Raw genomic sequence first — 22974 nt, forward strand, 5'->3', positions numbered from 1 at the left:
CAGCAGCCTCTGTTGCTGTCAAGCGGTTATTTTCAGAAGTTTTCAAAGTTTCGCTTGGAAATCTCTAACAACTTCAACCACTTGCGCTTCCGATCACTCGGTAGCGGGAGGCGAATTCTACAGCGTTCCAATACTACGTCAAGTCTCTTTTTGAACTTTCTTTCCCCGTCCGAACGCCTGTACTACAGAGGCCTTTTCAGCCCCCTCCCAAGCCGCATTGGCTGGGTAAACCAGCGACGCGACTACTCGGTCGTCCAGTCGAGATCGTCGTCCCACTCCTCATCGTCCTCAAAGTCCTCCTCATCAACCTCCTCCGCTTCCGGTTGGTTAAGGAGGAAATCCTTACGACTCTCAGTAATTGCCCGTCTTAGTTCCTCCCCCTTCACGGGGCAGTTGAGCATTTGGGCGATGCGATCGATTTTTTTCGCCACGGCTTCCTCCAACGCATCGGCTACGACCCGATAGTGCGCGCTTTCGGGCACGGATGCCAAATGGCTGACCGTCTTGCAACTCAGTTTCTGGGCATTTCCTTGAGTCGGGCCTCGACGTTTTCGTCAGGAAAGCGTTTGTGCAATGCCTTCATTAATGTATCTGCCGCCTGTACCTGACCGGCATTCTGCAGGCGCACCACCTCACGCAGTTGCTCATCCAGCGCTATTGCCGGCGCCGCTGCACGTTTAGCAATTTTCGCCTCTTCGGCCCTCTCGGCATTAATCGGCTCGCTCTGCGCGGGCGCAGCAACATCGGCCATCGGCGCCGCCGGGGCAGCCAGAGAGCGCGCAGCTTCTTTTTTGACGACCGGGGCGGATGCCTTGGGCGCCGTGACGAAGTCATAGCCCGGCGATTGCTCCGGCGTACGCTGCGCCAACGCCAGCATCAACGCGACACCCACAAGGCTGGCAAACGCAACCTGCCAGCGAGGCTTCTGGCACGCCTGAATCCAGCGCTGCCACAGGTTTGGCTTCGGCACCGGAGCTTCCTTATGGGCCACGGCAAGGATCAATGAATCCAGATGAGCCGGCGGTTCACCCGTCGCGTGCTCACGAAAGTGCTTCACCACATCATCTTCAGGTGCAGGACGGGCGTCAGTCATATCAGTACCTCCTCGGCCAGCAGCCGACGCAGTTTTTGCTGGGCGTAACGCAAACGGCTTTTGACGGTTTCCAGCGGTGCTCCAATGAGCATGGCGATCTGCGCCAGATCGAGATTGCCATGGGCACGCAGGAGGAAGACCTCACGCTGGTCAGCAGGCAGATTTTGCAGCGCCGTTTCCAAGCGCTGACTGTCGCGACTCAGGCTTAGCAGTTGCTCCGGATCGGTCGCCTCATCAATGACTGCATGAGCCTGTTCGTCATAGCTGTCGTGCAAGGGGTTGTGGACTCCGTGCTTACGCCAGTGATCGATCAGTCGATTACGGGCGATCTGGTAAAGCCACGTACGAAAGTTCGCCCGACCTTGTGGCTGACTGGTACTGCGAATCAGGCTCAGCCAAGTGTCCTGGTAAACCTCTTCGGCCAGCTCGGGTTTACCGCTGAGGCCGAGCAGGAATCGATAGAGGCCCAAACGATGGCGAGCGTACAAGATCTCGAACGCTGGCCCGTCACCTGCTCGATAACGGGCCAGCAGCGCTTCGTCGCCCGGCTCAAGAGCTGACATGTCAGTTGTAGCCTCCTTTAATAAGCGGCTCACTGTTCGATGCCGTCGTGGTGCGCAGGCTTTGTGCTAACGCTACCAACTGCACGAACTCGGCACGCAGCCCGAATCGATCCTCTCCCCGCGCACCGCGAGCCAGTGCTTGCGTGTCCCTCAAACTGAAATCACCGGTATACCGCCCATCTTTAAGCTGCTGGGAAAACGCGGCGACGGCCGCCGCAAACCTCAGGTCATCGCTGGCTTTGCCGGATTGACTGTCAGTGATGGGTCGCTCGATCAAGCGACTATTCCCACCTTCGGGCAGCTGATACCTCACTCGCAGCATCGCCAGTTCTCCGGAACTCCCGGAAACGGACGACTCAGGTTTGCCATAGCGCAAAGGCTCCAGCCATCCCTTCTCACCCTTGGGCACAATTTCATACAGCGCCGTCACCGTGTGCCCTGCACCGATCTCGCCCGCATCGACTTTGTCGTTGCTGAAATCCTCGCGCTTCAACGTCCGATTTTCATACCCCAACAGTCGATACTCGCTGACCTGAGCCGGATTGAACTCCACTTGCAGCTTGACGTTCTTCGCCACGACCGCGAGCGTTGAGCCGAGCTGATCCACCAGCACCTTGCGCGCTTCACGCAGGTTGTCGATGTAGGCGTAGTTACCGTCCCCGGCGTCGGCCAGTTGCTCCATCAGGTGTTCATTGTAGTTATCCACCCCAAAACCCAGGGTCGTCAGGGAAACGCCAGTCTTGCGTTTATCCACAGCCAGTTGCTTGAGGCTATCGAAATCGCTGATGCCGACATTGAAGTCACCGTCGGTGGCCAGCAGGATGCGGTTGATTCCCTTGGGGATAAACGCCTGCTGCGCCATTTGATAGGCCAGTTCGATGCCCGACGCGCCAGCGGTCGAACCGCCGGCGGTCAATTGATCGATTGCTGTACGAATTTTCGCCTTTTCGCGTCCGGAAGTTGGCTCGAGCACCACACGCGAATCGCCAGCGTAGACCACCAACGAAACACGATCCTGTTCGCGCAATTGATCAACCAGCAATTTCAGGGTGCTTTTGACCAGCGGCAGACCTTCGCGGCGGTCCATTGAACCGGACACGTCCACCAGAAACACCAGGTTCGCCGGGGCCAGTTCCGCTACCGCGCGGTCAGACGCCTTGATGCCGATGCGCAGCAGGCGCGTATGCGGGTTCCAGGGTGACGATGCCACTTCAGTGGTCACGCCGAATGGCGAGCCGTCGGTGGGTAACGGATAGTCGTAGGGGAAGTAATTGACCATTTCCTCCAGGCGCACAGCGCCGTCGGGAGGCAAGCGCCCCTGATTCAGTAACCGTCGGACGTTGGCGTAAGCGCCAGTATCCACATCGGCACTGAAGGTCGAGACCGGCGCCTCGGCCACGCTGTGGATGGGGTTGTCCGCCAGCGCCTGGTATTGCTCTCGCTGTTCATCCCGATACCCCGGTGGGAATGACTCAGGTGCAACACTTGCGACCGGTGCCGGACGTGCGCTGCGCTTGGCCATCGACCTATCCGCCAGCGGCGCTTCACTGCGCACCACCCCAGCCGCCTTCATCTCGCTTTGAGCCGGTGGCGACACTTGCGCGGAATCGGGTGCGGAGGAAACGCCGCAACCGGCGATGGCCAGCAGCAACCCGGTGGTGAATCCCTGGGCGGCCGGGCGGAGGAAATGCAGAGGGAGGGACATGGGGGCTGACCTCAGGAGGAAATTGATCCATTCATCCTCTGAGACGAGCTCCCGTTCAGGTTCGGGTTAAACCGGCTGAAAATTAAACTCAGCGGTGGTAACGGCGCACCACGCTGCTGTTCCTCAGCACATGACCTTTGATTTTTTCCAGCAGTTGCGCACGCGTCAGGCCGGCAGGCAAGGCGTCTGGAGCGAGGTCCAGCGCATACAACTGAATAATGTAGTGATGGGCGCTGTCGCCAGTCGGTGGGCAGGGCCCCATGTAACCGGGGGTGCCTTTGCTGTTGGTGCCGCTGACACCTTCAAGGGCTGATTTTGCCCCGACGCCGGCAGGAATCTGGTGCGTGGTGGCCTTGATGCCGTAATGCACCCAATGATCAACACCTTGGCCCTTTTGGCCGTCCGGGTCGTGCATGACGATGGCATAACTCAGTGTTCCCGCCGGACCGGTGTTCCAGTTCAGCGCCGGTGACGCATTGTGTCCGCCACAACCCGGAGCATCGCTGGCAGCCGCCGAGGTAAACAGCCGGTCATCCGTTACACCTGGAATGTTCAGGGTGAAACGCTCCTGGGCCTGCGCCGGAAATTGCACGCAAAGGGCGACTGCAACGGCCGCCAGCCAAGGGTTCAGAGAGGTCAATCGGGTCATTCCGGAGCACCTTGTGCGGATAGGGCCGTCGTCGGCTTGCGAACTATAGCTGTACCGTTCGTGCGGTGGCAGTGGGAATTGGCTGAACCTCGCGTAAAGCGCCAAACTCTTAAGTGAAAGTCTGTCTGGAGAGCCATCATGGCACTGCACCGCGTTGCGCATTTCGCCGATGTGTCCGAGAGCCGGGGCCTTGAAGTCCGGGTTGCAGACACCAAAATCGTTTTGTTGCGAGTGGGCGATCAGTTACGCGCCTATCAGGGCGAATGCCCGCATGCCGGGGCACCGTTGGCGGAAGGCGCGCTGTGCCACGGACGCTTGATCTGCCCGTGGCACAAAGCGGCGTATCGGATTGAGGACGGGGCATTGTGCGAACCGCCGGCCCTGGACAGTCTCAAGCGCTATCCGCTGGAAGTACGCGAGGGCGAGATCTGGGTCGACGACCAGCCATTAGCCGATGCGCATACACCGCCGGCAGACGACGAACGGACATTTGTCATCGTCGGGGCCGGGGCGGCCGGTACGGCGTGTGCGGCGGCGCTGCGCGAAAAGGGCTTCGGCGGCCAAGTGCTGCTGATCGACCGCGAAGTCGATGCCGGCTACGACCGCACCGTCCTGAGCAAATTTGTTATCGCCGGGGAGATGCCGCCGGAAGAAATCCCGCCGCTGAGGGACGAGGCGTTTTATCGCGAACAGCGTATCGAGCGCATCAGCGGTGAAGTCGCCAGCCTGGACTCGTCGAGCAAAACCCTGCGGCTGACTGAGGGTCGATCGTTGAGGTATGACGCCGCGTTGCTTGCCACCGGCGGCAAGCCCAATCCTCTCACGCTGCCTGGCGCGGATTTGCCGCAAGTGTTCGTGTTGCGCTCAAAAGATCAGGCACGGGAGATTCTGCAGGCGGCAAAACCCGGCCAGCGCGCAGTAATCATCGGCGACAGCTTTATAGCACTGGAATCCGCGTCAGCCCTGCGTGAATACGGCTTGGAAGTGACTGTTCTGGCCCGGCATGCCATCCCCTTCGTCGCGCAATTTGGCGAAACCGTCGGCAAAGCGATTCGCGCCCTTCATGAGGCCAATGGCGTGGTGTTTCATACCGAAGGCGAAGCCTCTTATATAGAAGGCACGGAAAACGTCGAAGCGGTGTGCCTGGACAATGGTCAACGTTTGCCGGCGGACCTGGTGCTGGCCGGCATCGGCGTCACCCCCGCAACCGATCCGTTTACCGATCTGCCCAAGGAAAAAGACCGCTCGCTGAAGGTCGATGGCGCCATGCGCGTTACCGACGGGGTGTGGGCAGTCGGCGATATTGCGACCTTCCCGCTCAACGGCCAGCCTCAGCGCATCGAGCATTGGCGCCTGGCTCAACAACAGGCGCGGATCGCCGCCGCGAATATGCTAGGCGCTGACGAGCATTACCTCGACGTACCGTATTTCTGGACCTGGCACTTCGGCAAAAACTACGACTATCTCGGCCATGCCGAAGCCTGGGACGAAGTGGAGTTCAAGGGTGATCCCTACCGCCCGCCCTTTATAGGCCTGTTCGGCAAGAACGGCGTAGTGGCGGCTGCGGTTGCCTGCGATGAAGAACGGGCCATGGCGCTGCTCGCCGAACGCATGAAGCAGCCGCTCTCAATGGATGAAGCGTGGCAACTGATTCGGGACATGAGTTAGCAGGCAAACACCCGACAGCAAAACGCCCGGCCTCTGCGTGCAGCAGAAGTCGGGCGTTGTTTTGAACGACTGGTTTTATTCCTGGATTTCAGCACCACCACCGATTTTGCTCATCACGAAGCCCACAAACTCTTCTACGGTCATTTTCTGGCCGTTGAATTCCACCTGATTGTTGGCGTAGTGAAATTTGCTGACGATGTTGTTGCCGTCCAGTTTGGCGAATTGCGTACCGACCGCCATGCTGCCGAACATGTCGGCCGTGGCGGTCGCCTGGTCGGCGATGAGCTTGGCGTCGGTCTGACCATCAAGCTGGCTTTGCACGGTGAACACGTCGACGAGCATTGGCTTGGACACTTTTACATTGATATCCAGCAGTGCAATCAACTGTTGAGTCAGTTGATCGGGCGGCAGGTCCATGGTCGGTGGTTTGGTCAGGTCGAGCACCAGATTGGCGCGGCTTTCGCCATTGGTGGTGTTGAACGACAGGTTTTCCAACGCCACCTGCGGGCCGGCAGCCAGCAGTTTTTCAAGGCCTGTTTTGACCTGCGCCTCTTCGGCCGGGGTCAGGACCAGTTCTGGAGACGGCTGACCGGCCGCAGCGGCCTCGGCGGCGGCTTTCTCGTAAGGCTGCAGTTTGGTCTGGTAGACCTGCATCAGCGACATGGTCGCCGGGATATCGAGGTTCTTCAGGCTCATGGCCATTTGCGCGGAACCGACCGCCTTGCCGTTCACCGACACTTCACCCACTTTGTAATCGGCACGCCCCGAAGCGCTGGTGCCCGATTCCTCGGTCAGGTTTTTCATTTCAAATTTCTTCAGGCCCAGCACCGATTGCTTGGGACCGAAGGTGGATTTGCTGTCGCTCAGCTCGAGGGTGTTCTCGCCGGTGTAAAAACCGTAAGTGCTTTTTACCAGGTTACTGGCCATGGTCAGGCCATTGAGCTCGACCTTCACCGGGGTCTGATCTTCAGCCACGGTGGTCAGCGTCAGGCTGTCCATGTAGCCGTTGGCCTTGATCTTCTGGGCCTGGGCGCTGGCGGCGACTTCGAGGTTCAAACCGGAGAATTTCAGGTTGGACTTGTCATCCAGCGCGACATCCAGTGGCAGGAATTCGAGGGTGCCATTGGTGGCGTTGTCGTAACCGATGTTGACCACGCCGGTGAGCGGGGATTTGTCTTTGGCGGCAGCAAACCATTTCTCGGTGAGCGGGGTGCGTTCCAGTTCGTAGTGACTGGTGGCCATGACCGGCAACCACTTCAACGAGACCAGACGCGAGAACGGCAGCGGGCCATGTTCGATGTGGTCGACAAAGAGCAACTCAATCGGGGCTTCACCAAACATCTCGCCTTCGCCCTTGAGGCGGTAGTGCGCGGTGCTGCTGAACACATGACGCTCAAGCGACACCAGCTCCAGCGAGGCCGTGCCATTGGAACCGACCAGCGCAGCCTTCAGCTCTTTGTTGGCGTCGGCGATCGAGGTGTTCAACACGCCTTCGATTTTGGTCCCGGTGTACCAGGCTCCACCCGCGCTGATTGCACCGATGGCTACGACGATTCCAAGAAGCACGCCTGCTGATTTATTCATGAATGACCCAGTCAATGTCCGTTGTTTGAAGGTGTCGTCGTCTTCCCTGAACCCTTGAGGGGGTTGCGGCTCGACTCCGCTAAAAGTGGGGTGGAGATTAGCACTAGGCGCATCGGGCGGCCCAATGTTTAAAGGTTAAAGAGTGTCTATGGACTACTCGGGACGGTTGAGAGTTTCGGCGGATATGAAATCGCCATCGCGAGCAGGCTCACTCCTACAAAGGTTATGTGTCGTTCACAGAACCCTTGTAGGAGTGAGCCTGCTCGCGATGGCGTCATCCCAGCCAACACACATCAGGAATACTGCACTTCCATCTCATCCAGCTGATGATCAAAGCTCTTGAGCCGCGCCGTCCACGTATACACCAGCACCTCAAAGTCGCGGTTGATCACCGCCCCGCCGGTCACCTCCGAGCGCGGATCACAGACGTCGAGTTGATAGCGTTCCCGCGCCATCTTGGTGGCGACATCCGACAGCTCGCGGGCATTGTTGAGCCAGTGCCAGCCGTCCTCGGACACCTGTTTATCCAACGCCAGGCATTGCTTCTTCAAGGTTTCGAGGCTTTTTTCCAGCGGTGTGCCAGTGAGTTCGCCCATGACTTCCTGGAACGTGCGCCCCGGTTGCCAGTAGCTGCCCCAGAAATATTGGTCAAACACCGTTTCGACACGACGCAGCGCCACCTTGGTATCCCAGATCAGCACCAGGGTCTTGCCTTGTTCGAATTGTCTTTTTTTGATGCGCTGACCCTGGACGGAAGCCCAGGCCACCACCACGATCGCCATCACGGCGATGAGCGCGGTGGCGCTGTCGAGAAACACCAGCGCCTTGTCGATCTGGTGGGCCAGCATGATGCCGTAGAAATAGGTGGCCGACAGCAAAACCAATGCTGCAATAGCGCACCAAAAGCCAGGAGCATAAGGGTTTTTCATTATTTTTAATCCCCATGACCAACGCGAGCTTGATCGATGAAGTCGACTCGCGACTCCATCAAATCAAAGCATAGCAACGGCCTCAGGGTTTGCTGGCGTTCGTGCCTTGCGTTCGTCCGCTTTCCCAGCCGCCGCCCAAGGCGAGGAACAAATCGATCTGGCTGGCGGCCACCTGGGTGTTGGCAGCGGCGAGTTGCGCAGTGACGTCCGTGTAGGTGCGGGTCGCTTGCAGGTCCGCCAGGAATGATTCGCGCCCGGCCTGGAAGAAACGATGCGTCTGGTCCGCTGCCAGTCTTGCCGATTGCTCGGCGTCTGCCAGGGCGTCACGACGTTGCAACAACGCAGCGTACTGGGCCAGGCTGGTCTGGGTTTCGCGAATAGCGTTGAGCACCACCCCATCGAAATGCGCCAGCGTCGCCTGAGTCACCGCTTCGGCTTCGCGGATGCGTGCCCGGGCGCCGTTGGTCGGCACGTTCCAGGTCAGCGACGGACCGAAGCCCCAACGGTTGGTGGACGGGTCGCCGAGATCGTCGAGGATACCGACGGTGCCGATGGTCGCGCCAATGCTGATGTTCGGGTACAGCTCACCCGTGGCGACGCCAATCCCGGCCGTCGCAGTCGCCAGCCGGCGCTCGGCCTGCCGCACATCGGGACGACGCTTGAGCAATGCGGCGCCATCGCCCACCGGAATCAATTGCGCGATTTTCGGCAGCTCGTGGCAGGTGGCGGTGCCGGCCGGCAGTTGATCCACTGGCTTGGCCAGCAACATCGACAGGCGATACAGCCCGGCCTGACGCGAGGCCTCATAGCGCGGCATGTCGGCGCGCAGGGATTTGAACTGGGTTTGCGAACGGGTGACCTGGGTTTCGTCGCCACGGCCGGCATCGCGCAGGCGCTGGATCAGCGTGGTGCTCTGGGCCTGCAGGTCGAGGGAGTGCTGGGCAATCTCCCGCTCCTCATTGGCCGCGCACACCTGTGTGTAGGCTCGGACCACGTCGGCCACCACGGTGATGCGAGCCGTATCGGCAGCTGCCTGCGTCGCATCGGCGTTGGCCTTGGCCGCTTCGATGCCACGCTGCAACGTGCCGAACAGATCGAACTGGTACGACGCGCTGATGCCGATATCACCGACGTTGGCCACCGGCACTTTTTCCGGAATCAGGAACGCTTGGCCAGACTCCTGCAATCGCTGGGCGCCCATCTTCACACCGCCGCTCCAGCCACCCGCCGCTTCTGCCTCATCGACCTGAGCACGGGAGCGCGACAAACTGGCCGCCGCAACGCGCAAATCGGTATTGGACGCCATGGCCTGTTGTACCAACTGGTCGAGTCGCGGGTCCTTGTACAGGCGCCACCAATCGGCCGGCACCGGGGCGGACACCACCGTTTTGCCGTCGACCGCCAGATCGCCCTGCAAATCGGGTCGATGGACAGCCGCTTCGTCGGGCAAATGGTAATCCGGGCCAACGACCTGACACGCCGATAGCAGCAAACCTAATCCGGCAACCGCCAAACCCGACGCCTTGCTCATTTCGCCGGCTCCTGCGGTTGATCGTCGATGATCGACACGGTCGCAGTCCGCCCGGCGATCATGCGGAAGTCCGCCGGCACATCGTCAAAGACAATCCGCACCGGAATCCGCTGTGCCAGGCGCACCCAGCTGAATGCCGGGTTGACGTTGGGCAGCAGGTTGTTGCCGATGGTGCGGTCGCGGTCTTCGATGCCGGCGACGATGCTTTCCACATGACCACGCAGCCGCGCGCGGTCGCCGATCACGCGGATGTCGACGCTTTGGCCGACATGAATGCCGTTCAGTTTGGTTTCTTCGAAATAGCCGTCGATGTGGAATGAATTGCTGTCGACCACCGACAACACAGGTCGCCCGGCGGTGACGAATTCCTGGGCCCGCGGTGCACGGTCGTTGACATAGCCATCGACCGGGCTGCGGATGGTCGAGCGATCGAGGTTCAGTTGAGCGCTGTCCACCGCCACTTGGGCTTCCATCAACGCCACTTCGGCGCGAGCCACCCGGGACTGACTTTCTTCCAGTTGCTCGCCCGGCACCAGATTGCCCAGGCCACGGTTACGCTTGGCCTCGCGTTGCGCCTGAGCCAGGGTTTCCTGACGGTCGGCGACTGTCGCTTTAGCTTGGCGCAGTGCCAGTTTGAAACGGTCCTGATCGATGCTGAACAACACCTGCCCGCGTTTCACCAACTGGTTGTCGCGCACGTCCACTTGCTGAATCAGCCCGGACACGTCCGGGGCGATTTGCACGATGTCGGCACGGATATGCCCGTCGCGGGTCCACGGCGCAAACATGTAGTACATCACCATGCGCCAGACCACGACGACGGCGAAGGTCACGATCAACAGGGTCAGCACCACGCGCCCCAGGGTCAAAAAAGGTTTTTTCATGTCATCAGGTATCGACTGAGTGAGTCCACGGCGCCGAGCAGCAAAGCGTAGAGAGCCACGTTGAACAATGCCCGGTGCCAGACCAGACGGTAAAAGTGCAGGCGCATCAGCAACCCGTGCACCAGCAGGTACAACACATACGTAATGCCCATCAGTACCAGCAGCGTGGGCAGAAACACCCCGCTGATGTCCACATCACCGATCATAAAGGCGCTCCATCGATGCCATGGGGCAGCGGTTCTTCGAGTTCGCCCACGCTTACGAATTCCACGCCCGGCAACAACGCCAGGCGCAGGCCGCTCAGGGCATGCAACAAATTCAGACGGGCATCCTCATCACAATTTGTGTCCAGTGCCCGGCGGGCGCGGTCGAGGGTCATCAGCAACGGGCCGGGGGCCGGCAGACGCTCATCCGCCTTCAGGCAGGCCTTGAAATACTCACCGACTTCCGCCACCACCTGATGCAGCAGCGCTCGCGGTACACCGTCCACTCGCGGCGTGTAAGCCAGCAGATCGAGCACGTTCAGCGCCACACGCACCTCACGCAACGCAATGCCGGTGTCCTGGCCAGTCATGGCCAGACGCGGCAAGTGCTGCATCAGACGATCGAGCACGTGTACGCCCAATTGCCGGTGTTCGGCCAGGTTCGCCGGTTTGCTGAGATTGACGATGTCGCGCCAACTGAAGCGGGTTAACCGCTTGGCCGCCAGCTCCGCACCGAACGGCCGGGCGATCAGGGTCCAGATGAAGGCAAACAATAGCCCGATGGGGCCGGCCAGGTTGGAGTTGGCGAAACTGAGGAAGTCCGCATCGTAGGCGCCCTGAATGCTGATAAACGACGAGGTGTTGACGAGGGTCAGGAGCATGCCCAGGTAAAATTGCGGCTTGACCGTCAGGGTGCCGATGCAGATAAACGGCACGGCAAACGCCAACACCAGCATCGGGAAATCGTGCAGGTTGGGCAGCACCAGAAACAGGTAAAGGCTGGCCAGCACCACCGACATCGCGGTCCAGAAGAAGAATCGGTAAATCTGCGGTGCCGGGTCATCCATCGAGGCGAAAAAGCTGCACGACACGGCGGCCAGAATCACTGCCGAGCCGCCATCGGTCCAGCCAAGCAGAATCCACAGCACCGAGGCAACGATGATCGCGGTGACCGTCGAGGCCGCCGAGTAGAGCATCAACCCACGGTCGAGAAACGGTGACAGGCGACCGAGGCGCCAGTGGCGATACACGGCGCGCCAGCTGTCCGGGCTTTCGCACTGGATGGCGTATTGCAGGCTGCGGCAGTCTTGCCACACATCAATCCACTCGCCGAGGCGATACAACGCATTGGAGAACAGCAGCTGTTTGCGATCGTTAAGCGCTTCGGCGGACGGTTGCAGGGCCTCAAGCTGTTCTTTCAGCGCCTGCCAGCGCGCGAGGTCGGCGTCTTTGTGATTGAGCCATTCGGTCGCAGCGGCCAGCAACGGTGCGAACTTCTCCACCAGCTCGGGCGTACGCCGCTCAAGGGCATACAGCGCGTCGTCGAGGGCGTCGATCACCGGCAACAGGTGAATCATGCGCCCACGCAATTCCTTGGTGTTGCGCACGGTTTGCCGGTGCGCGCCCTCGTGCGGCAACTGGCCGATCATTAATTCCAGGGTATTGAAGGTCGTGACCATGGCGGAGCGCAGCGCACTGACTTCGTCCGGCTGCACCTGGCGGCTGAGGAAACGCAGGCTGTACGTCGAGGCATCGGCAAACCATTTGCTCACCGAGTCGTTGAACACCGGCGCCAGCCGCCGCGGCCAGAACATGGCGCCGACCACCGCTGCCACGGCGATGCCGAGGAAGATTTCTTCCGTCCGCGCTTCTGCCACATCCCAGACGCCTAACGGGTTGTTCACCACTGGCAAGGCGATCAGCGGCAAGGTGTAACCGGCGAGCATCAAGGCGTAGTTGTTGGCGGTGCGCAGGTGCAAGGACAGGAACAACAGCGTCCCGGTCCACAGCGCAATAACCACCACCAAAACGTAGGGACTCTGGACAAACATCGGCACAAAAAGCACCGCGGCCGCCGCGCCAAAAAAGGTACCGATGGCACGGTACAGCGCCTTCGAACTGGTAGGACCGACAAAGGGGCTGGACACGATGTAGACCGTGGCCATCGCCCAATACGGACGCGGCATTTGCATGAGCAGGGCGATGTACAACGCGATCATCGAGGCGGCAAAAGTACGCACACCGTAGAACCAGTCTCGCGCCGCGGGCATACCGCTGAAAAATCCGCTCAAGGGTTGACCACCGACGGCGAATTCGCCGCTTCAAAGGCTTTCAGTACCCGAAGCGTAGCTTCCAGATCGCTTTGGTCGATGCCTTCAAGCACTTCATGGCGCAATCGCACCAGCTCGATTTCGACGGCCTGCACCAATTCGCGACCGGTGGCGGTCAGGCTCAGGCACTTGGCGCGCCGGTCATGGGCATCTTCGGTGCGGCAGACGTAGCCCGAATGACACAACTGATCGAGCAAACGCACCAGGGACGGACTCTCCATCCCCGCCGCCTGCGCCACCGTCACCTGCCGCACGCCCTCGCCCAAGCGCCCGATCATCAACAACGGGACGGCGCAGGCTTCGGAGATTCCATAGTTGACCAGCGTGGTCTGGCAGATCTTCCGCCAATGCCTGGCGGCCACCACCATGGAGCTGCTGATGTTCATCTGGAGAGCGTCGAGGTTTTTCGGCACGAGGGGAAATACACACTGTTAGTTTGCTAACTATCAATATCGCATTTGGGGGGAAAGGTGGTCAAGTTTTGAAACAATTCACCTGCGGATTGAACACTTCTACAGAGCATCAAGGCTCACAGGCACGGAGTCTTCACCACTGCGGGCAAGAACAAGCACCGCCAAATCGAAATCATCCAGACGCTCCAGCATCGCGCCATACAAATCTGCCGAAATCGGATACGCCTGGATTCTGTTGTTCTCTAGAACTGCGATTGGCTCCTGTTGCGCCTCCCGTACCCCATCACCTGCGTTCTGAGCAAACTCGGAGATGCCGATGACCTTTTCTGCCAACAACCGCTGCATGAGCTGATCTCTGCATAGAATCTGTTTTCATGAAATTACTTCAGCCAGGCCCATAACCTTCAAAAAACCTGTGACGAGTTTTTTCAATTGCTTCTACACCCCCCGCCCCTTCCTCAACAACACATCCAACTGATCCACCACCTCCGCCCAATCCGCATCCTCCAAAATATCGTTACGCAAAAAATCCGCCTGGCTCTCGCTCCAGAAAAACGCATCGGCAAGGTGCAGTTCGGGCTTGAGCGGTGAGTGGGTGGCGATGAATTTATCGATGCTCTCGGCGTCATCCTCCAGGCCGAGTTGCTTGAACAGGTTGGGCAGGGTGTGGGTTGGGGATTCCATGTCGGGCTCCTTGAAAAATGAAAAATCAATCGCGAGCAGGCTCGCTCCCACCTAAAAACCCGGTCAAAGGTGGGAGCTAGCTTGCTCGCGATGGCGGTGGTACTGACAACACAACACTCACTGACTCAATTCCCGCACCTCGGCATGCGGCACCATTTTCAAGAATTGCGGCATGTCCATGTGCAGCAAATTGATGTGATTGCCAGCTTCCAGATAGATGTCTTTCTGCCGGGTTACCAACGGGTCAATGACCACATCCAGCCCATAGGCCTCACCCAGCGCCGGCACGGCACCGCGTTCGCAATCATCGAACAGGTGCGGCAGATTGCTTTCCCGCGAGACCTGCCATTCACCGCTGCTGCGGACTTTGCTCAGGTCCAGGTGACGGCTGGCAGGCAACACGGCCATCAGGTAGTGGCCGTGGTGATCGTCGAGGATGACCGACTTGGCCACCCGCTCGGCAGGAACACCCGCGAGCCGCGCCGTTTCCAGGCTACTGGCCGAATGGGGATGGGTGACGATGTCATATTCGCAGTGTGCCGTTTCCAGGCTTCGCTGCACGGTTCTTGCCATACGCATGATGCACCTCGGTGTCCGCAACAGTGACGAGCGGACGATGGTTGACGCGTTTCTTCGTACTGAAAGTCTAGGCCTGATGATGCATTTCGGCGGGAAATCCGCCCATCGGACGCCACCGTAAAGTGAGCAGAATTCAGAGATGCCAAGGCTCAACTAAACTGTATACAGAGCCACCTGATGACTCTCGCGGAGGGTCACGTGAAGATTCGTTGCTGTGCCGTTGCACTGCTGTTGGCGATGAGCGGATCGGTGTTCGCCGCCGATACCGTTGTGCTGCTGATGCCAAATCCCATCGGGATCTGGTTGATCACCTTCGGCATCGCCTTTCTGATCGCCGAGGCCGCGTTGCCCAACTATGGCGTGATCGGTTTGGGCGGCATTGTGATGTTCGTGATCGGTGCAGTGATTCTGACCAACACCGAAATACCTGTTCCCTTGATCATCGGCCTGGGGCTGGTGAGTGCCCTGCTCCTGATTTTCCTGCTGATCCGCGCCCTGAAAACCCGACCGCGGCGTAACGTCACTGGCGATGCAGAGCTGCTGGGCAGCGTGACGCCGGTCCTGTCGTTGCTGCCCGACAACGCCTGCAACGGCTGGGTGCATCTGCAAGGGGAGCGCTGGCAGGTTTCAAGCCCGACACCGCTGCAGCCGGGGCAACACGTCCTGGTGGTGGCGCGAAAAGGATTACTGTTGCAAGTGGCCGCGGCTGACGCGGTGCCGGTGGGAGAATAAACATGGGCCTGCAAGTAGGTTTCGCCGCGCTGCTGCTACTGCTGATTGCACTGGCGGGGTCGACCTTCCGCATCCTGCGCGAATACGAGCGCGGCGTGGTGTTCCAGCTCGGACGCTTCTGGCAGGTCAAGGGTCCCGGCTTGATCCTGCTGATCCCGGTGGTCCAGCAAATGGTCCGTGTCGACCTGCGAACCATCGTCCTCGACGTTCCCCCACAAGACGTCATTACCCGCGACAACGTCTCGGTCAAGGTCAACGCGGTGCTGTATTTCCGTGTGCTCGATCCACAGAAAGCGATTATCCAGGTCGAAGACTTTCTGGCGGCCACCAGCCAATTGGCCCAGACCACTCTGCGAGCGGTGCTGGGTAAACATGAGCTCGATGAACTGCTGGCCGAGCGCGAACGGCTGAACATCGACATCCAGCAAGTGCTCGACGCCCAGACCGACGCCTGGGGCATCAAGGTTGCCAACGTCGAGATCAAACATGTGGACCTCAATGAATCGATGGTCCGTGCCATCGCCAAACAGGCCGAAGCCGAACGGGAGCGCCGGGCCAAGGTGATCCACGCCGAGGGTGAATTGCAGGCCTCGGAAAAACTCATGCAGGCCGCTGAAATGCTCGGCCGTCAGCCTGGGGCCATGCAGTTGCGTTACATGCAGACGCTGAGTTCGATTGCCGGGGACAAGAGCTCGACCATTGTCTTCCCGCTGCCGATTGAACTGCTCAAGGGGATGGCGGATTTGTCGTCAAAGCCTTAATACCAAGACTTTCAATGCAGCACAAACAAGCGCGCATTAGCCCCGCCCGCCTGCGTAATACCGGCGTTCTTCCAGCCCACGGGCAGCGGTGCGAACTCGTCCGGCACACCGACGGTGCCGATCAGCCACACCCGACCGGTGCCCTTGGGCAAGTTGTCGAGGCGGTCCAGATAAATGTCCTGGGTGACCAGCGTGCCAAATCCATAGCCATTGGGTCGGCCCGACCCGCCATTGGCCAACGGTGGGGTGTACAGCAACGGTTTAGCGTCGGTGCGATTGTAATAAACATAGGCGAGGTACCAGAGCATATCGCTGGTGACGATCTGGTCGCCCGCAACGAAGTGCTGGTTAACGTAGTCGACCATCACATTGATTTGATCGTGGGTATCGACCGTAGCGTTGTTTTTCAAGCCGACCAGTTCGACGCCGACAAACAACACCAGCACTGCCAGCGCCAGCATTCGAAAGCCTGAATACAGGCGATCAACAGCCAGCGCGACAATCATCGGCAACCCCAGTGCATAGGCCGTCAGGTAACGCTCAATGAACACCGGCGAGATAAACGACACGGCGAACACCAACAGCATTGGCAACGCCGTGTAGATCACCAGCAGGATACTGCCGCGAATGACGCTACGATCCCGCGCCAATGCCACGCCGGCAATGGCCAGCAACGCCAGCGGCAGCGCGATAAAAATCAGCGTCGGCAAGTTTTCGCCATCGTCCTGGGTCAGCAACGACCAGATCATCGACGGCAACGAGCCGAACGTGACCGGCAACTCCCACCCCACATCACCATTGGCTTTGAGCAGGTCCATGTGCTGGATCAGATCAATCAGGTTGGGTACCCATGGCAGGTAGATCAGCACGATTGCCACGTTCGCCAACCACCAGCCGGGGCGTTGAATAGTGCGCACGCGATACGCTGGCAGCACACGAATCAGCCCCAGGTACAGCCAGTGGCACACCACGCACAGGGCGGTGAAATAATGGGTGTAGAACGCCGCACTCATCAGCAGCACATACGCCACCAGATAGCGTGTACGCCGGGGATGCCTGATCCAGTAGACCAGCGCAATCGTCGCGCCGATCAGCCACAGGCCCAGCAGCGAGTACATCCGCACTTCCTGGCTATAACGCACCGCCGTCGGCAGCAGCGCCAGGAGAAAACCAGCCAATAACGCAGCGCGCCGGGTGGCGATCAAGTCCATCAACCAGACGCCGAGCCACACCGTAATGATCCCGGGCAGAGCGCTGAGACAGCGAATCGAAAAAATGCCGTCGCCGAACACTTCGATCCAGCCATGCAGCAGCATGAAATACAGCGGCGGGTGCACGTCATGGGCAGCGTGCACCCATATTTCGGCCAATGAGTAGTGGCTCATCAGCAGGCTCGACCCTTCGTCGCCCCAAATGGCCGCCGCCGTCAGGTCGTAGAAACGTACCAAGGCTGCCAACGCCAGAATCGGCAACAGCCGGTGCTCCTGCGCCCACCGCAACCAACGCTGTACCACCGCCCAGCCGCCAGGCACCGCGTGCGGATCCTGGGTACCGCCAAGCGAAGTTTCTCTGCGCGCTTCCATTGCCTCCCCCTGCAACCGGCCCGACATCACGAAGCCTATGGATCACTTTAAGGCGGCGCAGGTTCTTCGTCGATGCTGGCTTTGCGACCAGTGACGTAAGTCAGCTTGCAGATCCAGGTCTCAATCAGTTACTCGCCAACGGATACACCGACTCCCATCCCCCACCCAACGCCTTGTACAACCCGACCATCGCCAGCGAAACCCCGGTCGAACTCTCCACAAACTGCTCCTGCGTCGCCAGCAATGCGCCTTGTACCGTCAGCACATTAACGAAGTCCACCACGCCTTCCGTGTATTGCTGCTGCGCAGTGCGCAGGGCGATCTGGTTTTGGCGGACGGCTTCGGCGAGGCTGTCGCGGCGCAGTTGGCTGGCGTTGTAGGCGGCCAGTTGATCGTCGATTTCATGCCAGGCGCGCAGCACGGTTTGCTGATAGGCGATGGCCGCTTCCTGTTGCTGGGCTTCGCGCAGGTTCAGCACACCGCGCAGGCGACCGCCGTCAAACAGCGGCAGGCTGAATTGCGGGCCGATGCCGAATGAACGCGAGCCCCACGAACCAAAATCGCTGAGCTGCATGGCTTGCGAACCCAGGTTGCCCGACAAGGTGATCCGCGGGTAGAAGTCACCCTTGGCCACGCCGATGTTCGCGGTGGCAGCGTGCAGTTGCGCCTCAGCCTGGCGAATATCCGGACGGCGTTCAGCCAGCTGCGACGGCAAGCCGATCGCGACCTGGCGCGGGGTTTGCGGCACCGGCCCATCTGTGGATAACTCGGCGTGCAGCGCTTGCGGCGGTTCGCCCATCAACAGGCTCAACGCGTTGATCAGTTGCGACTGCCGCTGCTCCAGCGCGGGCAGGCGCGATTCGATGGCGGCAACTTGGGCGGCAGCCTCGGCGACATCCAGGTCAGTGGCAACGCCGTCGGCCAGACGCAGTTGCGAAAGTTTCAAACTGTGGCGGGCGACATCGAGGTTTTGCTCGGTAACAGCCCGAGTGCTTTGCACGCCGCGCAGCTGAATGTAGTCCTGAGCGGTTTCCGCGAGCACCGACAGCAGCACGCCGCGACGATCGTTTTCCGCGACTTCCAGCGTGGCGTCGGCGGCTTCGGTTTCGCGGCGTACACGCCCCCAGAAATCCAGTTCCCAGGAGGCGGAGAAGCCGGTGTCCCACAGGTTGAATGCCGAATCACCGTTGTGCCCCGAGGGATCGTTCAAGCCTTCGCCGCTGTTGCGTTTGCGCCCATAGCTGCCCGTCGCGGCCGTGTTGGGGTAACGGTTGGCGGTGATCACCTGGCGCGCGGCACGGCTTTGCTGCAAGCGGCTGCTGGCGAGTTTCAGGTCGAGGTTGTCGGTCAGGGCGCGCTGGGTCAGGGCGGAGAGTTTTGGGTCGTTGAAGACTTCCCACCAGCGTTCGTTCATGTCGGCGGTGACCGCTTCACCGGCGGCGGGTTTGGCCGGTTTTGACCATTCGGTGATTTGTCGGGCTTGAGGTTTGTGGAAGTCGGGGCCGACGGTGCAGGCTGACAGGCTCATGATCAGCAAGGCGCAAAAGGTCAGTTGAGGCCACCGCTCAACAAAAATCTTCATCGCTGAGCCACCTCATGCGACACGGCACTCGCCGTATCAATACTCGCCTCCACCGACATCCCCACGCGCAGCCGCGAGGCCAATGCCTGCCCAGGTTCGAGGACGATTTTCACCGGGATCCGCTGCACAACCTTGGTGAAGTTACCCGTGGCGTTGTCCGGCTTGATCGAAGCAAACGTCACGCCCGTCGCCGGGGCGATGCTCTCGACGCGACCGTTCAGCGCCTCCCCGCCGAGGCTATCAACCCGCACCTGCACACCCTGCCCTGGCTGAACGTTAGTCAGTTGAGTCTCTTGAAAATTGGCCACCACGTAAGCCTGCGCCAGCGGCACTACCGCCAGAATCTTGCTACCCGGTGTCACATAAGCGCCGACTCGCACGGCGCGCTCGCCGACCATGCCGTCCTGCGGCGCGACAATGCGCGTGTAAGACAACTCATAGCTGGCGATTTCCAGCGCGGCTTGCGCCCGTTTCAGTCCGCCTTCCGCCGCATCGCGCTGGGCCGTCAGGATGTCCACTTGCTTGCGCTCCGCCGCCAGCACCGCCATCGCGTTGGCCAACCGCGCATTGGCCTGATCGATGCGCGTGCGCGCTTGCTGAGCATTCTGCACCGTGCCGGCCCCAACACCGGCCAAGTGGTCGTAGCGGTTCAACTCATGCTCGGCGAACGCCATTTCAGCCTTGGCCGAGACTACCGAGGCTTGAGCCTGAGCGATCACTGAGGCCTGGCGCTCAAGGGTTGCGCGGGCATTTTGCAGTTGCGCCCTGGCCACCAGGGTTTCGGCGTCCGCCGCCTGAGCCGCAGCGCGCAGATCACGATCATCGATCAGTGCCAGCAACTGCCCGGTCTTGACCTGCTGGTTGTCTTCCACCAGCACCTCCTTGATAAACCCGGCCACGCGCGGGACCACCAGCGTGAAGTCCGCCGAGACAAACGCGTCATTGGTTTTTTGCTGCGTACGCGGACCGAAAAGGCCGGGCGTCAGCAGGCAAATCAGCACACTGACCGCCACTACTACGGCGACACCGACAGCTATCTTTTGCTTGGTTTGAGTCGTCATAAAAACCTTCTGTTTCAGTAAAGCGTTCAAGTCGGCGCGCGCGGTGGATACATCCGCGTCGGCAGCCAGAAAATCAGCAGGATCAACGCCAACGCGACGCCCGCCATGCACAGGTAAAGATCGGAAGAAGTCAGCACCACGGCTTGCTCGTGCAGGCGATGGGCGAGGCCCGCGCTGTCGCGTTCGGCCAGGGGCGAGTTGCCGAGGTTGTCCACCAGCATCGTCGAATGAAAATGCAGCCTGGTGGTGGTCGATGCCTCGATGACGCCGGTCGCAATTACCGCTGACAGACCTTTCACCGTGTTGAACCAGGCCGAGGCGAACGGCCCTTCCATCGGCAAGATGCTGCCGGTCGACAGCATCAACAGCGGCAGGACGGCCATGGGCTGACCGAATATTTGCAGCAGTTGCAGCGCGTAGAAATCGTCGCGAATCCATGCTGACGTCAGCTGCGAACCACCGACGCACGACAGCGCCAACAGGCTCAAACCCGCGCCCAACACCCAGCGACAATCGACCCATCGCAGGTTGCACAACGCCGCCACCAACGGCAGCGCAATCAACTGCGGCAACGCCGCCAACAGCGTGATCGGCGCCGTCTGCACGGGCCGGTAACCCTGCACCTGAGCGAGGTAAGAGGACGGAATGATGATCACCGCCAGCAGTATCACCAGCACCCCGGCCAAGGTGAGCAAAGCAAACGAGAGGTTGCGGATGCCAAGCATCTGCATCTTGAAAAACGGTATCGGCTGCGACCATTCATTGATCAGAAACAGCACCAGCAACAGCAGCCCACCACCGAGCAATCCACAGATCAGGCTCGACTCGAACCAGTCCAGCCGATTGCCCTGCAAGATGCCGATCACCAGCATGCAGATCGCCGGAAAACCCAGCAGCAGTCCGCGCCAGTTGAAGTGCTTGAAGCGCTCCAGACGTAGCGGGTCCTGGGGCAAACCATAGGCCACCGCGCCCAGCGCCAGCAGACACGGCACGATGATCTGCCAAAACGTCCACTGCCAACCGACATACTCGGTCCACAACCCGGCCAGTGGCGTACCGAGACCGGGGCCGAACGTGGCGGTCAGCGCATAACCGGCCAGGCCATAGAGCTTCACATTGGCCGGCAGGAACCGCAGTGCGACGGTCATCAGCATCGGTGGCAATGCACCGCCGGCCAGGCCCTGCAACGTGCGCATGACCAGCAGGCTTTCGTAGTTCGGGGCGAACGGACACAACAGGCCCAACACCGTGAAGACGCTGATGGCGCACAGGGTGAATCGCCGCAGGGAGAACGTCACCGCACACCACGGCGCAAACGCCATGGCCGCCACCGAGGTCGCGGTGTAACTGGCGACCAGCCAGGTGCCTTCGTCGTAACCGATGGCCAATGCACCGCGAATATCCGCCAACGCTACTTTGGTCACCATCTCGTTCAAGCCCGACACCAGCACTGCCAGCAACACCCCCACCAGACCGATGATGATCCGCGGGCCGAAGACCGGTGGCACGACGGCGGCGGGCGGGGTCACGGCGAGGGGTGCCGTGACGGTGAGGGAAGTCATTACGGCTTGCTCCGGGGGTTGAATACCGGGGCATTTTAAAAAGCGTGTGGCCTGACGAAAACTGACTTATCGACAGGTTATAAGTGCGCTAGACGCAACAATACAAAACCCCCTGTAGGAGTGGGGGTTGCTTCAGATGGGTTGTGCGGCCTGCCATGTTTCGTCGCAGCAGGTTTTGAGGGTTTCACGCAGCCAACGGTGAGCTGGATCATTGTCAAACCGTGGGTGCCAGGCCTGGGTCAGCATCAGGGTGGGCAGCGGAATCGGCAGGGTGAACGAGCGCAGTTTCAAACCCAGGCGTCGCACGCTCAGCAACGCCTCTTGGGGCACCGGCAGAATCAGATTGGAATCCGGCAACGCGAACATTGCCGCATGAAAGCTCGGCGCGATCACCGCCACCCGCCGCTCCAGCCCCAATGCGTTGAGAGCCGTGTCGATCGGCCCGCGGGCAATTCCACGGCGCGACATGCTGATATGCGAAAAACCGGCATAGCGCTCGGCGGTAATCTCTTCGTCGAACAGGGGATGGTCCTCACGCACCAGACCGACGAAGTGTGTCGAGAACAAGTTCTGCACTTTCACTTCCGGCATGACCGGACGATTGTTGCTGACACTCAAATCGATCCGCCCTTCACGCAGCGCTTCATCATCGCCATCGCCTTCCGGCACAAAGCGCAACTCACAGTGCGGCGCCTGGCGCTCCAGGGTGTCGAACAGTTTGCCGCCATAGACACCGACGAAAAAATCATTGGCGCGGATACTGAACCGGCGGCGCAACGAACCGAGGTCCACCTCATCGGCGGAACGAAACAGCAAGGCGGCCTGCTCGACCACGTCACGCACCTGCTCGCGCAGTTCCAGCGCCTTGGGCGTTGGCACCAGACCGCGCCCGGCGCGCACCAGGATCGGGTCGCCGATGGCTTCGCGTATGCGCGTCAGCGTTCGGCTCATCGCCGCCGGGCTGAGGTTCATCCGCCGCGCAGCGCCAACCACGCTGCCCTCATCGAGCAAGGCGTCGAGGGCGACCAACAGGTTCATGTCCGGGAGTTGCATGCTGAGCACTCGTGGCTGATCTGGATTGATTCAGACGCAATGCT

General features: G+C 60.3%; 23 protein-coding genes. 3 read left to right on the top strand and 20 right to left on the bottom strand.

Going from position 1 to position 22974, the window contains the following annotated elements:
* Nucleotides 1–242: 242 nt before the first annotated feature.
* From H8F22_RS32050 to H8F22_RS32070, 5 genes are all read right to left on the bottom strand, one after another.
* Nucleotides 243–491, bottom strand: coding sequence for a hypothetical protein (locus H8F22_RS32050; RefSeq protein ID WP_027925997.1), 249 nt, complete (start codon nucleotides 489–491; stop codon nucleotides 243–245).
* 20 nt (nucleotides 492–511) lie between these two features.
* On the bottom strand, nucleotides 512–1093 hold the full coding sequence (locus H8F22_RS32055; RefSeq protein ID WP_027925998.1) for a hypothetical protein: 582 nt from the start codon (nucleotides 1091–1093) through the stop codon (nucleotides 512–514).
* Entirely contained in the window at nucleotides 1090–1656 is a 567-nt protein-coding gene (locus H8F22_RS32060) for an RNA polymerase sigma factor (RefSeq protein ID WP_027925999.1), read from the bottom strand. The genes H8F22_RS32055 and H8F22_RS32060 overlap by 4 nt, the downstream gene beginning before the upstream one ends.
* A 1-nt stretch (nucleotide 1657) precedes the next feature.
* Complete coding sequence (locus tag H8F22_RS32065) at nucleotides 1658–3361, bottom strand: vWA domain-containing protein (protein WP_059181857.1); 1704 nt, start codon at nucleotides 3359–3361, stop codon at nucleotides 1658–1660.
* Nucleotides 3362–3449: 88 nt separating this feature from the next.
* Entirely contained in the window at nucleotides 3450–4010 is a 561-nt protein-coding gene (locus tag H8F22_RS32070) for a YbhB/YbcL family Raf kinase inhibitor-like protein (RefSeq protein WP_027926001.1), read from the bottom strand.
* Nucleotides 4011–4148: 138 nt separating this feature from the next.
* On the opposite strand from H8F22_RS32070, the gene H8F22_RS32075 reads away from it, so the two are divergent.
* A complete protein-coding gene (locus H8F22_RS32075) occupies nucleotides 4149–5678 on the top strand; it encodes an apoptosis inducing factor family protein (protein ID WP_194941124.1) in 1530 nt (509 codons plus the stop codon).
* Between the two features lie 75 nt (nucleotides 5679–5753).
* Here the strand turns inward: H8F22_RS32075 and H8F22_RS32080 are convergent, their stop codons facing one another.
* The 10 genes from H8F22_RS32080 to H8F22_RS32125 all read right to left on the bottom strand — a co-directional run bounded on the left by H8F22_RS32080 (nucleotide 5754) and on the right by H8F22_RS32125 (nucleotide 14596).
* On the bottom strand, nucleotides 5754–7262 hold the full coding sequence (locus H8F22_RS32080) for a YdgA family protein (protein WP_027926003.1): 1509 nt from the start codon (nucleotides 7260–7262) through the stop codon (nucleotides 5754–5756).
* A gap of 293 nt (nucleotides 7263–7555) precedes the next feature.
* On the bottom strand, nucleotides 7556–8191 hold the full coding sequence (locus H8F22_RS32085) for a hypothetical protein (RefSeq protein WP_027926004.1): 636 nt from the start codon (nucleotides 8189–8191) through the stop codon (nucleotides 7556–7558).
* Between the two features lie 82 nt (nucleotides 8192–8273).
* The gene (locus H8F22_RS32090) at nucleotides 8274–9722 is read right to left on the bottom strand and encodes an efflux transporter outer membrane subunit (protein WP_194941125.1); all 1449 of its coding nucleotides are present in this window, start codon (nucleotides 9720–9722) and stop codon (nucleotides 8274–8276) included.
* Nucleotides 9719–10606 (bottom strand): efflux RND transporter periplasmic adaptor subunit, encoded by an 888-nt coding sequence (locus tag H8F22_RS32095; protein ID WP_194941126.1) that lies wholly within the window; start codon nucleotides 10604–10606, stop codon nucleotides 9719–9721. Before H8F22_RS32095 ends, H8F22_RS32090 begins: the two co-directional genes overlap by 4 nt.
* On the bottom strand, nucleotides 10603–10812 hold the full coding sequence (locus H8F22_RS32100) for a DUF1656 domain-containing protein (protein ID WP_027926007.1): 210 nt from the start codon (nucleotides 10810–10812) through the stop codon (nucleotides 10603–10605). Before H8F22_RS32100 ends, H8F22_RS32095 begins: the two co-directional genes overlap by 4 nt.
* Nucleotides 10809–12881, bottom strand: a complete 2073-nt coding sequence (locus H8F22_RS32105; protein ID WP_027926008.1) for an FUSC family protein — start codon at nucleotides 12879–12881, stop codon at nucleotides 10809–10811. The genes H8F22_RS32100 and H8F22_RS32105 overlap by 4 nt, the downstream gene beginning before the upstream one ends.
* A complete protein-coding gene (locus H8F22_RS32110) occupies nucleotides 12878–13306 on the bottom strand; it encodes a MarR family winged helix-turn-helix transcriptional regulator (RefSeq protein ID WP_027926009.1) in 429 nt (142 codons plus the stop codon). The genes H8F22_RS32105 and H8F22_RS32110 overlap by 4 nt, the downstream gene beginning before the upstream one ends.
* A 126-nt stretch (nucleotides 13307–13432) precedes the next feature.
* Nucleotides 13433–13678, bottom strand: a complete 246-nt coding sequence (locus tag H8F22_RS32115; protein ID WP_194941127.1) for a type II toxin-antitoxin system Phd/YefM family antitoxin — start codon at nucleotides 13676–13678, stop codon at nucleotides 13433–13435.
* Nucleotides 13679–13771: 93 nt separating this feature from the next.
* Entirely contained in the window at nucleotides 13772–14017 is a 246-nt protein-coding gene (locus tag H8F22_RS32120; RefSeq protein WP_194941128.1) for a DUF2789 domain-containing protein, read from the bottom strand.
* A 117-nt stretch (nucleotides 14018–14134) separates the two neighbouring features.
* A complete protein-coding gene (locus tag H8F22_RS32125) occupies nucleotides 14135–14596 on the bottom strand; it encodes an aminoacyl-tRNA deacylase (protein ID WP_027926012.1) in 462 nt (153 codons plus the stop codon).
* Nucleotides 14597–14794: 198 nt separating this feature from the next.
* On the opposite strand from H8F22_RS32125, the gene H8F22_RS32130 reads away from it, so the two are divergent.
* Nucleotides 14795–15328, top strand: coding sequence for an NfeD family protein (locus H8F22_RS32130; protein WP_027926013.1), 534 nt, complete (start codon nucleotides 14795–14797; stop codon nucleotides 15326–15328).
* 2 nt (nucleotides 15329–15330) lie between these two features.
* Complete coding sequence (locus tag H8F22_RS32135; RefSeq protein ID WP_027926014.1) at nucleotides 15331–16089, top strand: slipin family protein; 759 nt, start codon at nucleotides 15331–15333, stop codon at nucleotides 16087–16089.
* 11 nt (nucleotides 16090–16100) lie between these two features.
* Here H8F22_RS32135 and H8F22_RS32140 read toward each other — a convergent pair whose 3' ends face one another.
* The 5 genes from H8F22_RS32140 to H8F22_RS32160 form a co-directional block, all read right to left on the bottom strand.
* Nucleotides 16101–17672 carry a glycosyltransferase family 39 protein gene (locus tag H8F22_RS32140; RefSeq protein WP_027926015.1) on the bottom strand — a complete coding sequence of 524 codons (1572 nt, stop codon included), beginning with the start codon at nucleotides 17670–17672 and terminating at the stop codon, nucleotides 16101–16103.
* Nucleotides 17673–17796: 124 nt separating this feature from the next.
* The gene (locus tag H8F22_RS32145) at nucleotides 17797–19254 is read right to left on the bottom strand and encodes an efflux transporter outer membrane subunit (RefSeq protein WP_050590244.1); all 1458 of its coding nucleotides are present in this window, start codon (nucleotides 19252–19254) and stop codon (nucleotides 17797–17799) included.
* Complete coding sequence (locus H8F22_RS32150; protein ID WP_027926016.1) at nucleotides 19251–20315, bottom strand: HlyD family secretion protein; 1065 nt, start codon at nucleotides 20313–20315, stop codon at nucleotides 19251–19253. The genes H8F22_RS32145 and H8F22_RS32150 overlap by 4 nt, the downstream gene beginning before the upstream one ends.
* A gap of 26 nt (nucleotides 20316–20341) precedes the next feature.
* Nucleotides 20342–21877 (bottom strand): MFS transporter, encoded by a 1536-nt coding sequence (locus H8F22_RS32155; RefSeq protein WP_059181865.1) that lies wholly within the window; start codon nucleotides 21875–21877, stop codon nucleotides 20342–20344.
* Between the two features lie 132 nt (nucleotides 21878–22009).
* Nucleotides 22010–22930 carry a LysR family transcriptional regulator gene (locus tag H8F22_RS32160; RefSeq protein ID WP_027926018.1) on the bottom strand — a complete coding sequence of 307 codons (921 nt, stop codon included), beginning with the start codon at nucleotides 22928–22930 and terminating at the stop codon, nucleotides 22010–22012.
* Nucleotides 22931–22974: the final 44 nt, after the last annotated feature.

Origin of the sequence: Pseudomonas mucoides (assembly GCF_015461845.1) — a bacterium.
Taxonomy (GTDB): domain Bacteria; phylum Pseudomonadota; class Gammaproteobacteria; order Pseudomonadales; family Pseudomonadaceae; genus Aquipseudomonas; species Aquipseudomonas mucoides.